Below are 14797 nucleotides of genomic sequence, written 5' to 3'. Positions count from 1 at the left end.
TCTCTGCTCAAATCCTGATGTGAAGGGGGTTAGGGGCAGAGCGCCACGCTGAGCTCACCTAGATTGTAGTCGGCCGTGTGCGTTACGACACAAACCGGTGACAAAGGGCACCTTTCAGGCGAGACAGCAAAAGGCCCCCGGTCCGAAGGGGTTCTCCGGTGCGGGGGCCTGTCTCGCCGGGTCCTGCCTGGTGCCCTGATCAGCTGATTGCGCGGCGGTCCAGGAAGTTCTGCAGGGGGATGGAGTTGCGCTGGTCCGGAAGGACCAGCCACGCCGCGAGGTAGATCACAACGGCGGGGCCCGGGAGGAGGCAGAAGACCAGGAAAGCGATCCGCACAAAGGCCACATCCACATTGAGCCTGGCTGCGATGCCGCCGCACACGCCTCCCAGCCAGCGTTCGGGACCGCGTTTCAGGCCGAAGCCCCTGACGATGCTGAAGAACTTGTCCATGGTTCAAGACTTCCCTGTTGTAGGTTTGTTGTCACGTTTCCGGGCCGAGAGCAGGCCGCCGATGACGAGTGCCGCGCCGGCCCCGATCATGAGCCCGATCAGCACATAGGTGCCGTTCAGCGTCACGACGCCCAGCTGGGCGACGATGATGAGTGCGGCCAGTGCCAGGACGATGAGGCTCCAGACTATGGTGCCGACGCGGGCGGATGGCTGCTGCGGTGCGTCGGTTCCGGACGGCGTTGCCGGCGTCGTGCTTTCCGACTTGGATGAATCCGGTGCCGGATCAAAGCTGCTCATGTCAGTTTCCTTCCTGAATGGTGACGTTGCTGAAGGTGCCGTCAATCTGCACGATCAGGCTGGCTCCGCGTTTGTCGGTGTTGTACTTGCTTTCGCGGGTGGTGATTCCGCTGCGGCTGTCGGCGCCTTCGTGAATGTTGCCCATGGTCATATCGGCCCTGACCGTCACGGGGACGTCCGCCGGGATCACGACCGTGACGTTGCTGGCTGTGACGTCAAGGGGAACCACGACGTCGGACGTCAGCGGTGCGGTGACGTTCAGGTCGGTGAGGTCAAGAGTGCCGCGACCTGCGGTGACGTTGTAGCCGTCCCGGGCCTGTTCAATACTTACCGGCGTCCAGTTGACGTCAGTGAAGCGGACCCTGTCGCTGTTGCCCACCACGTTGTAGATACCGCCCGTGATCAGGGCTACTACGGCGAAGAGGCTGAGGATGCCCGCCGTCTTACCGCGGAGGCCTGCAATGAGGATGCCCAGGCCAACCACGGCTGCGCCGCTGGCCCATACGACGGCGTTGGCGGACTGGCCGAGATCGATCACGTTGAAGGCGTCGAGGGCCTTCAGTCCGCCGCCCACCAGCAGCGCTACGCCGGCGGTGACGGCCACGGCAGGGGCGCCGGGGCCGGAGGGGCGGGCATGTGGTGCCTGGGCGGGGCCCTTTGCCTGGTAGCCGCCGCCATAGTTACCGCCGCCCGAGCTGCCGCCGTCGTAATTGCTCCCGCCGTAGCCCCCGCTGCCGTAGCTGCCGCCACCGTAGCTGCCGCCACCGTACTTGTCACCGCCCGGGAACGCACCGCCGGAGGGCGGCGTGGAGCCTGCGGACGGCGTCGGGGTGTAGGGAGGAATTGCGGCGGAGCCGGTATCCGTCCCGGCGTAGGGCGACGTGTAGGGGGCCGTGGGGTATTGCGTGGCATAGGGGGCTGCGAAGGCGGCGTTGCCGCCGGCCCCGGCGGGCCGGGGTGTGGCGTTCATGGGGGCTCCGTTCCGGGCCTTGTTCCGTTGGGTGAGGTAGTAGATGACGTAGATGGCACCGCCCACCCAGAAGACGGTCCAGAGGAATCCGCCGAAGCCGTTGTGGCTCCAGCCCCAGAATCCGCCGCCGAGGCCGGTGAGTCCGAGCACTGTGGTGATCAGCGCGCCGGTCATGCCGCTTGACCACCGGCCGGCGCCGGCCTCCTGGACGTGGATGCGCCCGTCGGGCTCTGGCAGGAGGGCCCAGGCCAAGCCGTAAAGCAGGACGCCGATTCCGGCGAACAGGGTCAGGACGATGAAGATGCCCCGGACGATCAGCGGATCGATGCCCATCCGGTGTGCGATGCCGCTGGAAACGCCGCCGATCCACCGGTCGCGTCCACGGTAGATGCCGTGGCTCCGGATCCAGGGGAAGAAGTCAGTCGGCTGCCCGGGCGCCTGCGGGCCGGGATGCTGGCCTGCGGCCGGGGGCGGCGGCAGGAGGGGTTCGGTGGGCTGGTCCTGTCCGCGGGGCGGAAGAGGCTCAGTGGGCTGGTCCTGACCGCCCGGTGGAACGGGTTCGGTGGGCTGGCCGTCGTCGGGGATAGGGGTCTGCGAGTTCATACTTCGATCCTGCCGTCAGCGGCGGCCGGGCACTATTGGGGAACACCCTGACTCGTCCCTGAGTCACCCCCGGTTCCGGCCGCAACCGGGTCCGGGAGACCCTGATCCGTGCTTGGATTGACTCATGACCACCGCACTTACCCGCCCCCCGCTGGTCCGCAGCACCGACCGCGTCATCGCGGGCGTGTGTGCCGGCCTGGCGGCCCATCTGGGCTGGCCCGTGCGAAACGTCAGGACCGGCATGGCGCTCGCAACACTCGCGGGTGGTGCGGGGCTGGCTTTCTACGCGTGGCTGTGGATCATGGTCCCCACGGCAGACGAAAGCGCCCGGCGCAACGCCCGGCGTCCGGCGTCGCCCATTGCCCCGGCCGTGAGCCTCACGCCGGCGCCCGTAACGGCGGCGCACTTTACCGGCCACGCGCCGTCGGCCCCGCTGTGGGGAATGCCCGACGCCGGTGCCTCCGCTGCGGGGGTGCGCTCCAGCGCGGGTGCTTCCGGTGCTGCTGTTCCGCCCGCTGCTGTCCCGCCCCTGGCTGTCCTCCCCGGCGCCGGTGACGGCGCTGCCCCCACTGCGCCGTGGTTCAGCGTCCGCGGTGTGCGGTACGGCAAGGAGATCCTGCTGGGAACCGGTCTGCTGCTGGTGGCGGGCATCATGATCGCCCAGCTCCTGGGCGTGGACGTGCCGCTGGGGACCCTCATCCCCGCTGCCGCCGTGCTTGGCGGGGCAGCCATCGCCTGGATGCAGCTCGACGAAAACCGCCGCGCCGGACTGGTGGACAAAACCAAGGCAGACCAGGCGGGCGGGTGGGGGCGTCTCGCTGCCGGCCTGGCGCTGGTGGTAGCCGGTGTGCTGGTGATGGTGTCCGGTTCCGGCTCCTGGGAACAGACCTGGCTGGCGCTGCTGGCATCGGTGGCGGTCCTGGGCGGGGTGATGCTGGTGCTGCTGCCGTGGGCGCTGAAATTCTGGCGGGACCTGGAAGCGGAGCGCTCGGGCAGGATCCGCGAAACGGAGCGGGCCGAGATCGCAGCACACCTGCACGACTCCGTGCTGCAGACCCTGGCCCTGATCCAGCGGCGCGCCGGCAGTGAACACGATGTGGTGCGCCTGGCCAGGGCGCAGGAGCGTGAACTGCGGGGCTGGCTGTTCCAGGACCCGGGCAAGGAAGCCGGCCAGCTTTCGGACCGGATCAAGGCCGCGGCCGCCGAGGTGGAGGATTTCCTGGGCAACGCCGTAGAGGTGGTCAGCGTCGGGGACACCGCCATGACCGAAGCCCATGAAGCCCTGGTCCAGGCCAGCCGCGAGGCGATGCTGAACGCCTCCCGGCACGGCGGCGGAACCGTCTCCGTGTACCTGGAGGTCTCGGATGGCCGCGTCGAAGTCTTCGTTAAGGACCGGGGCCCGGGCTTCGACCTGGACGATGTTCCCGAGGACCGGCTGGGCGTCCGGGAATCCATCATCGGACGCATGAAGCGCCACGGGGGGACGGCCGCCATCACCAGCACCCCTAACGGCACCGAGGTGCGTTTGGGCCTGCCCGCGCGCCATCCGGATAACGCAGAAGGAAGATTATGAACAACGCACAGGGCACCGCACCCAATCGCCCGGCACAGTCCGTCAGGGTAGTGATCGTGGACGACCACGGGATTTTCCGGTCAGGCCTCAAAGCCGACCTCGACGCCAGCATCCAGGTGGTGGGTGAGGCCGCCACCGTGGAGCAGGCCATTGCGGTGATCGCCCGGGAACGGCCCGAGGTGGTGCTGCTGGACGTGCACCTGCCGGGCGGCCTGGGCGGCGGCGGACGCGAGGTCATCGCAGGCTCCGCAGCGCTCTTGGGGACCACAAAGTTCCTGGCCCTCAGTGTCTCCGACGCAGCCGAGGACGTGGTGGCGGTCATCCGGGCCGGGGCACGCGGCTATGTCACCAAAACCATTTCCGGCGCCGAGATCACGGATGCCGTGTTCCGCGTTGCGGGCGGCGACGCCGTGTTCTCGCCCCGGCTGGCCGGCTTTGTGCTGGATGCATTCGGCACCGCGCCGGCCGACATCGCCGACAATGAACTCGACAAGCTCTCCGCCCGCGAACTGGAAGTGATGCGGCTGATCGCCCGCGGTTACAGCTACAAGGAAGTCGCCAAGGAGCTGTTCATCAGCATCAAGACCGTGGAGACCCACGTGTCCGCGGTGCTGCGCAAGCTCCAGCTTTCAAGCCGCCACGAGCTGACCAAGTGGGCTGCGGAGCGCCGCCTCCTCTAGCCCCGCCCCCAAAACGCTCTATCACTTAATGCGGCTCATACGCAATCGGTCTCTCACTTGATGCGGTTTAAACCGGAACGCTCTATCACTCTCCTAAAGAAAGTGATAGAGCGTTCCGGTTTTTCCTGCAATAAGTGAGAGAGCGTCCCTACTTGGCCTTGCCCAGGAAGTCCTGGAGCCGGGCGACGCCGGTGGCCAGGTCCTCGTCGCCGAGGGCGTAGGAGAGACGCAGGAAGCCGGAGGGGCCGAAGGCCTCACCCGGCACGACAGCAACCTCGACCTCGTCCAGGATCAAGGCAGCCAGTTCCGCGGAGGTCGACGGCGTCGCGGTGCCTGCCGCCGTCGGGAATTCCTTCCCCAGCAGCCCGCGGACGTCCGCGTACACGTAGAAGGCGCCCTTCGGCGTCGGGCATTCCACCCCGTCGATGGCGTTCAGGCCCGCGACGATCGCCTTGCGGCGGCGGTCAAAGGCCACCTTCATCTCGTCGACGGCGGTCAGCGGTCCGGAAACGGCGGCGAGGGCGGCGATCTGCATGATGTTGGAGACATTGGAGGTCGCGTGGGACTGCAGGTTGGTGGCGGCCTTGATGACATCGGCCGGGCCGATCATCCAGCCGACACGCCATCCGGTCATCGCGTAGGTCTTGGCCACACCGTTGAGGATGACCACTTTGTCGCCGAGTTCCGGGGCCGCGGTGGCGATGGAAGTGAACGGAACGCCGTCGTAGGTCAGGTGCTCGTAGATCTCGTCGGTGACGACCCACAGGCCCTTGGACGCGGCCCACTTACCGATTTCAGCGACCTGCTCGGGGGAGTACACCGCGCCGGTGGGGTTCGACGGCGACACAAACAGCAGGATTTTGGACTTCTCCGTGAGGGCCGCCTCAAGCTGATCCACTGTGACCAGGTAGTCCTGCTCCGGGCCGGCGAAAACCTCTACGGGAACGCCGCCAGCGAGCCGGATGGCCTCCGGGTAGGTGGTCCAGAACGGCGTGGGCACAATCACTTCGTCGCCCGGATCCACGAGCGTGGCGAAGGTGTTGTAAACGGCCTGCTTGCCGCCGTTGGTCACCAGCACCTGGGACGGGTCAACGGTGTAGCCGGAATCGCGCAGGGTCTTTTCCGCAATGGCCTTCTTCAGTTCCGGCAAGCCACTGGCGGGAGAGTAGCGGTGGTATTTGGGCTGGCCGGCTGCCTCGATGGACGCCTTTACGATGTAGTCCGGGGTGGGAAAGTCCGGTTCGCCCGCGCCGAAGCCAATGACCGGCCGGCCGGCTGCCTTCAGCGCCTTGGCCTTGGCGTCAACGGCCAGGGTTGCGGATTCGGCAATGGCGGATATGCGCTGGGAAACGCGGGCGGAAGACATGGCGGGTCCGTTCTTCGCTTGCAGCCCGAGGGCTGATGGTGGAATTCGACGAGATCTACTCTATGCTGTTCACCGGATCGTTCGGATTGCCGGCGTGGATGTGACTGCAGGCCAGGGGCACATATGACGGCGAAACGGAGGTCCGGAACGAGGCTGGTTCGACGTAGACGAAGTTGTTGCGTAGACTTGTTCTCCGGTGTTGAAACACGGATGATGACGTGCGCCCCAGTGAAAGCTGGCGATCACGGCAGGATTTCGTTTTCCTCCCAAAGGGTAGTGGCGCAATTGGTAGCGCAGCGGTCTCCAAAACCGCAGGTTGCAGGTTCGAGTCCTGTCTGCCCTGCGCAAGCTGTTCCGGCGTAATGCCGGAGCACGCGCAGTAACCATGGTTCTGATCTGGACCGGGTAATCCAACATTGCAAAGATGAGCGAGGACCAGGTGACCGAAACAGCTGCCAGCAGCTCCAAGGGCCGCCCAGCTAAGAAGGCCGCCAAGGCAAGCTTCTTCGCCCGTATTGCACTCTTCGTCCGCCAGGTCATCGGCGAGCTGAAGAAGGTTGTTGCACCAACCCGCAAGGAACTGATCAATTACACGCTCGTGGTGCTGGTGTTCGTCGCCATCATGATGGTGATCGTTAGCATTCTGGATCTCGGTTTTGGAACCGCGGTCAGCTGGGTCTTCGGCGGGATCGCTCCCGGGGACCGCTAAGGCGCACCGTCCGCAGGCCGCGTGGCACTGACCGGGTAACCGGTAAGAATCCACGGGGTGTGCGGAATTGAGCCATTTAAATAGGCATGTTAGGCAATGAGGAAGCAGGAGACCAAGTGTCTGAGCAGGAGCTCGAGGTAACCGAGACTGAGCTGGAAGAGTCCACGGACAACACGGCGGCCCCCACGGTCGAAGCCGGTGAAGAGTCCGAGGTCGAGTCCGCTGCGCCCGAATCTGCCGACGCCGACAACGATTCTGATGTTGCCGACGATTCCGCTGCAGAGGACGCCGATTCAGACGGCGACTCCGAAGGCGACGACGCCGATTCAGAAGGCGATTCAGAAGGCGACGACGCTGAGGCAGACGCCCTGGCAGCTGCAGCCGCCAAGGCCGAGGTCGACCCCGCCGACGAATTCAAAGCCAAGCTGCGCCGCCAGGAGGGTGACTGGTACGTCATCCACTCCTACGCCGGTTACGAAAACCGCGTCAAGGCCAACCTTGAGACCCGCATCCAGACCCTGGACATGGAAGATTACATCTTCGAAATCCAGGTGCCCATGGAAGAAGTCGTGGAGATCAAGAACGCCCAGCGCAAGGTCATCAACCGCGTCCGCATTCCCGGCTACGTGCTTGTCCGCATGGACCTGACGGATGCCTCCTGGGGCGCCGTCCGCCACACTCCCGGTGTGACCGGCTTCGTGGGCAACGCCCACAACCCGGTGCCGCTGCGCCTCGACGAAGTCTTCTCCATGCTCGCGCCGGTCTTTGAAGAAGAGCAGGCCGAAAAGGGCAAGCCGGTCAACAAGCAGTCGCAGACCCCGGTTGACGTCGACTTCGAGGTCGGCGAGTCGGTCATCGTCAAGGAAGGTCCGTTCGAGACCCTCCCCGCCACGATCTCCGAGATCAAGGTTGAATCCCAGACGCTCGTGGTCCTCGTGTCGATCTTCGAACGTGAGACTCCTGTCACCCTGGCGTTCAACCAGGTCAGCAAGATCTAGCAACCCGCACAGAATTCGTTCCGGACTGCCCGCTTAGCAGCCCCGGAACGGCCGGCCGCCTCGCCATGGCGGCCAACAACCTGAGGCACGCTCCTGTGTCCCAGGAAGATATTGAGAGAAGGACCTTACATTGGCTCCCAAGAAGAAGGTCACCGGCCTCATCAAGCTGCAGATCCAGGCAGGCGCCGCTAACCCGGCTCCGCCGATCGGTCCTGCGCTTGGCCAGCACGGTGTCAACATCATGGAATTCTGCAAGGCGTACAACGCTGCCACAGAAGCCCAGCGCGGAAACGTTATCCCCGTGGAAATCACGGTCTACGAAGACCGTTCCTTCACGTTCATCACCAAGACCCCGCCGGCTGCAGAGCTCATCAAGAAGGCTGCAGGCGTTGCCAAGGGTTCACCCACCCCGCACACCGTCAAGGTTGCAAAGCTGACCCAGGCCCAGGTCAACGAGATCGCCTCCACCAAGATGGAAGACCTCAACGCCACAAGCCTCGAAGGCGCAGCGAAGATCATCGCCGGCACCGCCCGCTCCATGGGTATCACCGTCGAGGGTTAATTCCCTCGCTGCCAAATGTTGGGTTCGGGAAACCGATCACGACGACGGGCGGCACCGCCGGGGAACCGGCACCACCGAAATTGAAATGTTGGGAACCGGGCACGGATAACGAGCCCGTTCACCAACTGTGGCAGGGCCCAGCGCGGTCCGCAGACCACAACTGCACAAGGAGAAATAAGCAGCATGGCAAAGCGCAGCAAAGCATATGAGGCAGCAGCCGCCAAGATCGACGCGGAGAAGTTCTACGCGCCGTTCGAGGCAGTAACGCTCGCCAAGGACACCAACCCGTCCAAGTTCGACGCCACCGTTGAGGTTGCCTTCCGCCTGGGCGTTGACCCTCGCAAGGCTGACCAGATGGTCCGCGGCACCGTTATCCTGCCCCACGGCACCGGTAAGGTCTCCCGCGTCCTGGTTTTCGCAACGGGCGACAAGGCTGAGGCAGCAATCGCTGCCGGCGCCGACTTCGTTGGTTCCGATGACCTGATCGAAAAGATCCAGGGCGGCTGGACCGACTTCGACGCCGCCGTTGCCACCCCTGACCTCATGGGCAAGGTTGGCCGCCTCGGTAAGGTCCTGGGTCCGCGTAACCTGATGCCGAACCCGAAGACCGGCACCGTGACCGCTGACGTCGCCAAGGCTGTCAACGACATCAAGGGCGGCAAGATCGACTTCCGCGTCGACAAGCACTCGAACCTGCACTTCATCATCGGCAAGGTCTCCTTCGACGCCCTCAAGCTTGCCGAGAACTACGCGGCAGCACTGGAAGAGGTCCTTCGCCTGAAGCCGTCCGCTTCCAAGGGCCGCTACATCCAGAAGGCCACCGTGGCCACCACGTTCGGTCCCGGCATCTCCGTTGACCCCAACGTCACGAAGGTCCTGACCGAGGTCTAATCCTCACAGCGACTCCCCGCCGGACCTGTCCGGCACACCAAAGACCGTCCGGCATGTCGCCGGGCGGTCTTTGTTTTTTACCCGTCACTCGACTGAACAGTCCGGATGGCTAGGCTGGGGTGATGACAGCGCTGGCCATCACTCCGGTAAAGATCCCGCCAACGCCCGACGCCGGCACCTACGTCCTCGACGGAAGCCCGGACAGTGCCACGGAGTTCCAGGAGTGCCACGCGCTGCTGGAAGCGCACGAACTGGAGAAGTGGGGCAACCTGGACCGCTGCCCCACTCTCCTTGAAGACCTGGAGTATTGGCGAGGAAGCGAGTACGAGGAACGGCACCTGTTCATGGCGCGGCAGGGCGGCGACGCCGTGGGCATGTGTTCGGTGACGCTGCCATTGCGTGAAAACACGACTACAGCGGGCATCAACGTCCTGGTGTCGACTGGCTACCGGCGGCAGGGCCGGGGGCGGAGGCTGTTGGAGTATGCGGAAGCCGTGGCAACGGCGCGTGCCAGGACCTCGCTGGACGCCTACTGTGAGTTGCCCGCCGACACGGTGGAGCGGGCCGGGCGGCTTGTTCCCGCCAAATCGGGGGCCGGGGGACTTCCCGCAGATGATCCCAGCGTGGCCTTTGCCGCCGGCTGCGGTTATGAACTGGAACAGGTGGAGCGGGCCAGCCGCTTGGCGCTTCCGGTCCCGGCTGACCAGCTTGAGGAACTGGAGAGCGCCGCGCGCCGGCGGGCCGGCGGCGGTTACGCCGTGGTGGCTTGGGCTGACAAATGCCCGGAGTGGCTCGTGGGCGAGTACGCGATCCTCAGGAACCGCATGACCATCGATGTGCCCACCGCCGGATTGAACTGGGAGGCGGAGGATTGGGACCCTGCCAGGGTTCGGCATGAAGAGCGGGCAAACGGCCGCGGCGGGATCCAGGCGCAGGTCGCAGCAGCCTTGCACGAGAGCACGGGCCGGCTCGTGGCTTACACGGTCCTGACCTGGCGGGCCGGCGTTCCGGCGAGCATCATCCAGCAGGACACCTTGGTCACCGCCGAACATCGCGGGAAGAAACTTGGATTGCTGACTAAGGCCGCGAACCTGCGGGCTGCCCAGGAACGGTGGCCGGCGGCGCGTTCGGTGCTCACGTGGAACGCCGTGGAAAACCAGCATATGCTGGCGATCAATACATCGCTTGGATTCAAGCCTGCTGGTTATGAGGGTGAATGGCAGAAACGGCTGGGATGATGCCCTTTATGGCTAAAGACGTGCGGATCGAGCAGCTATGGATCCCGGACTCCCTTGACGCGCCGGACGCAGCGGACTTCCTGGCGGCAGTGGAGGTGGGCCGGAAGGTCAGGATGCAGACGTGGGGCAGCGATGACCTCGCGTACACGCCGCTGGAAAAACTGCTTGAGCTGGCCGACCCTTACGAGCGCCAGGTCATTTTGGTGGCCAAGGTTGACGGCGAGATCGTGGGCGCAGTGGACATCGCCCTGCCGCTGACGGACAACCTCGACCTTGCGGAATTCACGCTGGACATCCTGCCTGAAATCCAGCGGCAGGGTGTGGGCCGCAAGCTCCTCCAGGCCGCCGAACACCTTGCCCGAAGCGAGGGCCGCACGCTGATCCTGGTGGACACCAACCACCCCGGGGCGTCGCTGCACGAGTTCGAGAAGGCGCAACTGGTACCGGGTTCGGGGCAGGGGTTTGTGCCGCTGGAAAGCCGGGAAGTCGAGTTTGCCCGCAAAACCGGGTACACCCTCCAGCACATCGAGCAGTTCAGTTCGTGCATGCTTCCGCTGGATACCAAGCTCGTGGCCGATCTGCAGGCCGAGGCCGATGCGGCAAACAACGGCCGCTACCGGCTCCACCATTGGACGGACAGGTGCCCGGACGAGTGGCTGGAAGCGGTGGCTGCGCTCGAGAACCAGGCGGGCGCCGACGTCGACCCTTCCCTGGAGACTCCCATCGAGCAGGGCATGGTGTTCGACGGCGGGATCCTCCGGGAAGCGGAAGAGGTCACCATCGCGCAGGGACGGCGAACGGTGGTTACCGCCGTCGAGCATCTCGCCAGCGGATCCCTCGTGGGCCTTACCACGATCAGCGTCCTGGCCCACCGGCCGGACGTCGTGTTCCAGGATGACACGCTGGTCCTGCAGGAGCACCGCGGAAACAAACTGGGCCTGCTGATCAAGGTGGCCAATATGGAGCGGCTCACCGAGCAGTTCCCCGACGCCCGCGTCATCTACACCTGGAACGCGCCGGAGAACAGGTACCTGCTGACGGTCAACCAGCAGCTCGGTTTCACAACGGCCGGCGTGACAGGCATCTGGCAGAAGGAGCTGCCGTACCTGGGTACCAGCAAGAGCTGAGGCGAGTTTGCCCGATTTGGTAGAGGGGCGGCGCGTCCCGTAAGCTTGGACTACCAAAGACCGTCGGTTGTTGGAAATCCATTCTCCTGTACTCAGCTCAACTCTGCAGTTGTGCGCGGGAGGCCAAAATGGGTTTCTGGACGAAGGACCCTGACATAGGGCGGCCGGCGCAGGTGAACGAAGCAAACGCTCCAAGGCATTAGCCATGTTGAGCCAAGCCCCGTGCATCTGCGCGGGGCGTTTTTAGTTTTAGCTCACCTTGAGCGGGGACCGTCGCATACCGGCACTATCCCCGGAAGGAGGGTTATGGCAACGCCTACAAAGGTTTCAGCAGTAGCTGAGATCACTAACGATTTCAAGGAATCGAACGCCGCTGTCCTGACCGAATACCGTGGGCTCACCGTTGCACAGCTCAAGCAGCTGCGTGTTTCTCTCGGCCAGGACACCAAGTTCTCGGTCGTCAAGAACACCCTGACCGCTATTGCAGCCAAGGAAGCAGGCGTCGCAGCATTCGACGGCGAGCTTTCCGGCCCCACTGCGATCGCGTTCATCAAGGGTGACGCAGTTGCCGCTGCCAAGAGCCTGACGGATTTTGCCAAGGCCAACAAGCAGCTGGTCATCAAGACCGGTTACTTCGAGGGCAAGGCACTGAACGCCAGCGAAGTTGCTGCCCTGGCAGCACTCGAGTCCCGCGAGCTGCAGCTCGCCAAGGTTGCAGGCATCCTCAAGGCTCCTGCTGCCGCCGCTGCACGCATCATTGACGCACTGCGCCTCAAGCTTGAAGAAGAGAACGGTGCACCGGCAGCTGCCGAGGCTCCCGCCGCTGAAGAAGCTCCTGCAGCTGAAGAAGCCCCCGAAGCAGCTGCAGAGGCCCCCGCCGAAGCACCCGCTGCCGAAGAGAACTAGTTTCTCTTTACCCACCAGACTCCGGTGCGAAGGCAACGGCCCAGGCCGCCAAGCACCACCTATAGGAAGGACGCCACACCATGGCGAAGCTCACCAACGAAGAGCTCATTGAAGCTTTCAAGGAACTGACCATCATCGAGCTCTCCGAGTTCGTCAAGCTCTTCGAAGAGACCTTCGAAGTAACTGCAGCTGCTGTTGCTGTTGCAGGCCCCGCCGGTGGCGGCGCTGCTGAAGAAGCTGAAGAGAAGACCGAATTCGACGTCGTTCTCGAATCTGCCGGCGAAAAGAAGATCGCAGTGATCAAGGAAGTTCGCGCCATCACTTCCCTCGGTCTCAAGGAAGCTAAGGACGTTGTTGACAGCGCTCCGAAGGCTGTTCTCGAAGGCGTCACCAAGGAAGCTGCCGAGAAGGCAAAGGAGCAGCTCGAGGCTGCCGGCGCCACCGTTACCCTCAAGTAACTCACGCTGCTTCACGGAAAACCCCGTCCACTTCGGTGGGCGGGGTTTTCCTGCGTTTAACCCAAGTAAGTAGCAGTACATGTCGTTATGAGCGCTCATAACGACATGTACTGCTACTTAGTTGGGTTAGTTGGGTTCCGAGATGTCAGCGACGACGGCGCCGAGGGCCGAGGTGAGCTCGTCCGCCTCAACGAAGGCGCTGTAGCCGTGCTCGCCGGCCCCCATGGAGATCCGCCGGCCCGTGATCGTGGCGTCCGCGTACACCGGCCAGGCCGTGGTGCTGCCGAGCGGTGTGATGGTGCCGCGCTCGTACCCGGTGGCGTCGAGGGCCACGTCGGCCGGCGGCAGCGACAGCTTGTTCACGCCCACCAGAGCCCGCAGTTTGGGCCAGGAGATCTGCCGGTCACCCGGAATCAGCGCAAACAGGAATGTCCCGTCCTTGTGTTTGACCACCAGCGACTTCACGATGTCGGCCGGCGTGATGCCCAGGATCCCGGCAGCCTCCTCCAGGCTCCGGGCCGCCAACCGCTCCACAATCTGCACGTCCAGGCCGCGCGCTGCCGCGTCAGCCAGGAAGCGCTGACGTCCGACGGCGGCGCCTCCGTTTTCGATTTGCCCCACCATCAGTCGCGGTACAGCAGGAGGGCCTCGCCCTGGCCGCCGCCGCCGCACAGGGAGACCGCGGCCTTGCCGCTGCCCCGCCGCTTGAGTTCGTGGGCGGCGTGCAGGGCAAGCCTGGCACCGGAGGCCCCGATGGGGTGGCCCAGGGCGATGGCGCCGCCGTGGATGTTGCACTGCTCCAGGGGATAGTCCAGGTCCTTCAAGGACTGCACCGCCACTGAACCAAATGCTTCGTTGATTTCGATGAAGTCCAGATCCCTGGTGCTCCACCCCGCGCGCTCCAGGGCGTTCATGATCGCGTTCGACGGCTGGGAATGCAGGGAGTTGTCCGGGCCTGCGACCTGGCCCGGCTTGCCCACCACGGCCAGGTATTCCAGCCCGTTTTCCTCGGCGAACTGGCGGGAGGCAAGCACCAGTGCGGCGGCGCCGTCGGACAGGGGAGAGGAGTTCCCGGCGGTGATGGTCCCGTCCGTGACGAACGCGGCCCGGAGGCCCGCCAGGGTCTCGATGGACGTGTTGGGCCGGACGCCTTCGTCGGTGCCGACAGCCAGGGGATCGCCCTTGCGCTGCTTGACGCTGATCGGCGCAATCTCGTCGTCGAAGATTCCGTCTTTCGCAGCCAGCGCGGCACGCTGGTGCGATTGGGCTGCCACGTTGTCCTGCGAAGTCCTGTCGATGCCGAGGGTGAGGTTCCTGGTCTCGGTGGAAAGGCCCATGGACTGGCCGTCGAAGGCGTCCGTGAGGCCGTCGTGCGCGGCAACATCCAAAGCCTGGATGGCGCCGTAGGTCCAGCCCTGGCGGGAGCCGGGAAGCAGGTGGGGTGCGCGGGTCATGGACTCCTGGCCGCCGGCAACCACCACAGTGGCGTCGCCGCTGCGGATCATGCGGGCGGCGTCAATCACGGCGGTCAGGCCGGACAGGCACACCTTGTTGATGGTGACACTGGGGACGTTCCAGCCGATGCCGGCACCAATGGCACTCTGCCGTGCCGGGTTCTGCCCTGCACCGGCCTGCAGCACCTGGCCCATGATGACCGCACCCACCTTGCCTGCATCCACGCCGCTCGCGGTGAGCGCGGCCTTGATGGCGTGCGCACCAAGTTCGACGGCGGTAAAGCTCGCCAGTTGCCCGTTGAGGCGGCCCTGCGGGGTCCGCGCTGCTGCCAGGATGACAACGTCGGTGTTGTTCATGGTGTTGCCCATTGTGATCTCTTCCGCTCTGTAACGTGTAGGCCAAAGGCTATCGTGAGCCTCTTCACACATTAATCCAAACGCAGAAACGGCCCCGGGGATTCCGCCGGGCGTCCGCGCGGGGGGATAGGGGAGAACTACCCATCTCCGCAGTGTG

At 64.7% G+C, this 14797-nt stretch carries 16 protein-coding genes and 1 tRNA gene; 11 read left to right on the top strand and 6 right to left on the bottom strand.

All coding sequences use genetic code 11. The annotated features are described in order from the left end of the window. Window positions 1–199: 199 nt before the first annotated feature. From IAQ70_RS00510 to IAQ70_RS00500, 3 genes are read right to left on the bottom strand one after another with little or no spacing between them, the layout of a single operon-like run. Window positions 200–451: a PspC domain-containing protein gene (locus IAQ70_RS00510; RefSeq protein ID WP_190987344.1), complete on the bottom strand. Its 252-nt coding sequence runs from the start codon at window positions 449–451 to the stop codon at window positions 200–202. 3 nt (window positions 452–454) lie between these two features. Next, window positions 455–748 carry a hypothetical protein gene (locus IAQ70_RS00505; RefSeq protein WP_190987343.1) on the bottom strand — a complete coding sequence of 98 codons (294 nt, stop codon included), beginning with the start codon at window positions 746–748 and terminating at the stop codon, window positions 455–457. Window position 749: 1 nt separating this feature from the next. Then, window positions 750–2321: a PspC domain-containing protein gene (locus IAQ70_RS00500; RefSeq protein WP_190987342.1), complete on the bottom strand. Its 1572-nt coding sequence runs from the start codon at window positions 2319–2321 to the stop codon at window positions 750–752. Window positions 2322–2445: 124 nt separating this feature from the next. Here IAQ70_RS00500 and IAQ70_RS00495 point away from each other — a divergent pair, with 124 nt between their 5' ends. Together IAQ70_RS00495 and IAQ70_RS00490 are read left to right on the top strand one after the other, a co-directional pair. Next, window positions 2446–3894, top strand: coding sequence for an ATP-binding protein (locus IAQ70_RS00495; protein ID WP_190987341.1), 1449 nt, complete (start codon window positions 2446–2448; stop codon window positions 3892–3894). Beyond that, window positions 3891–4574 (top strand): LuxR C-terminal-related transcriptional regulator, encoded by a 684-nt coding sequence (locus IAQ70_RS00490; protein WP_190987340.1) that lies wholly within the window; start codon window positions 3891–3893, stop codon window positions 4572–4574. The genes IAQ70_RS00495 and IAQ70_RS00490 overlap by 4 nt, the downstream gene beginning before the upstream one ends. A gap of 148 nt (window positions 4575–4722) precedes the next feature. Here the strand turns inward: IAQ70_RS00490 and IAQ70_RS00485 are convergent, their stop codons facing one another. After that, window positions 4723–5940 (bottom strand): pyridoxal phosphate-dependent aminotransferase, encoded by a 1218-nt coding sequence (locus IAQ70_RS00485; protein ID WP_190987339.1) that lies wholly within the window; start codon window positions 5938–5940, stop codon window positions 4723–4725. Window positions 5941–6210: 270 nt separating this feature from the next. Between IAQ70_RS00485 and IAQ70_RS00480 the strand changes: the two genes are divergently transcribed. The 9 genes from IAQ70_RS00480 (at window position 6211) to rplL (ending at window position 12829) form a co-directional block, all read left to right on the top strand. Beyond that, window positions 6211–6283, top strand: a tRNA-Trp gene (locus tag IAQ70_RS00480). Between the two features lie 81 nt (window positions 6284–6364). After that, window positions 6365–6649 (top strand): preprotein translocase subunit SecE, encoded by a 285-nt coding sequence (gene secE / locus IAQ70_RS00475; protein WP_190987338.1) that lies wholly within the window; start codon window positions 6365–6367, stop codon window positions 6647–6649. A 116-nt stretch (window positions 6650–6765) separates the two neighbouring features. Continuing rightward, the gene (nusG, locus tag IAQ70_RS00470; RefSeq protein WP_190987337.1) at window positions 6766–7647 is read left to right on the top strand and encodes a transcription termination/antitermination protein NusG; all 882 of its coding nucleotides are present in this window, start codon (window positions 6766–6768) and stop codon (window positions 7645–7647) included. A 130-nt stretch (window positions 7648–7777) separates the two neighbouring features. After that, window positions 7778–8209 (top strand): 50S ribosomal protein L11, encoded by a 432-nt coding sequence (gene rplK / locus IAQ70_RS00465; protein WP_190987336.1) that lies wholly within the window; start codon window positions 7778–7780, stop codon window positions 8207–8209. Between the two features lie 183 nt (window positions 8210–8392). Further along, a complete protein-coding gene (gene rplA, locus IAQ70_RS00460) occupies window positions 8393–9100 on the top strand; it encodes a 50S ribosomal protein L1 (RefSeq protein ID WP_190987335.1) in 708 nt (235 codons plus the stop codon). A gap of 122 nt (window positions 9101–9222) precedes the next feature. Continuing rightward, window positions 9223–10338, top strand: coding sequence for a GNAT family N-acetyltransferase (locus IAQ70_RS00455; RefSeq protein WP_190987334.1), 1116 nt, complete (start codon window positions 9223–9225; stop codon window positions 10336–10338). An 8-nt stretch (window positions 10339–10346) separates the two neighbouring features. Then, window positions 10347–11465 (top strand): GNAT family N-acetyltransferase, encoded by a 1119-nt coding sequence (locus IAQ70_RS00450; RefSeq protein ID WP_190987671.1) that lies wholly within the window; start codon window positions 10347–10349, stop codon window positions 11463–11465. A 306-nt stretch (window positions 11466–11771) separates the two neighbouring features. Continuing rightward, a complete protein-coding gene (gene rplJ, locus IAQ70_RS00445; RefSeq protein ID WP_190987333.1) occupies window positions 11772–12371 on the top strand; it encodes a 50S ribosomal protein L10 in 600 nt (199 codons plus the stop codon). An 80-nt stretch (window positions 12372–12451) separates the two neighbouring features. Then, window positions 12452–12829 (top strand): 50S ribosomal protein L7/L12, encoded by a 378-nt coding sequence (gene rplL, locus IAQ70_RS00440; protein WP_164205871.1) that lies wholly within the window; start codon window positions 12452–12454, stop codon window positions 12827–12829. 126 nt (window positions 12830–12955) lie between these two features. Here the strand turns inward: rplL and IAQ70_RS00435 are convergent, their stop codons facing one another. Next, window positions 12956–13453 (bottom strand): aminoacyl-tRNA deacylase, encoded by a 498-nt coding sequence (locus tag IAQ70_RS00435; protein WP_190987332.1) that lies wholly within the window; start codon window positions 13451–13453, stop codon window positions 12956–12958. Next, window positions 13453–14652, bottom strand: a complete 1200-nt coding sequence (locus IAQ70_RS00430) for an acetyl-CoA C-acetyltransferase (protein ID WP_190987331.1) — start codon at window positions 14650–14652, stop codon at window positions 13453–13455. The genes IAQ70_RS00435 and IAQ70_RS00430 overlap by 1 nt, the downstream gene beginning before the upstream one ends. Window positions 14653–14797 lie beyond the last annotated feature (145 nt).

Source organism: Pseudarthrobacter sulfonivorans (genome assembly GCF_014712225.1).
Lineage (GTDB): Bacteria > Actinomycetota > Actinomycetes > Actinomycetales > Micrococcaceae > Arthrobacter > Arthrobacter sulfonivorans.
This window is presented reverse-complemented; position numbering and strand designations above follow the sequence as displayed.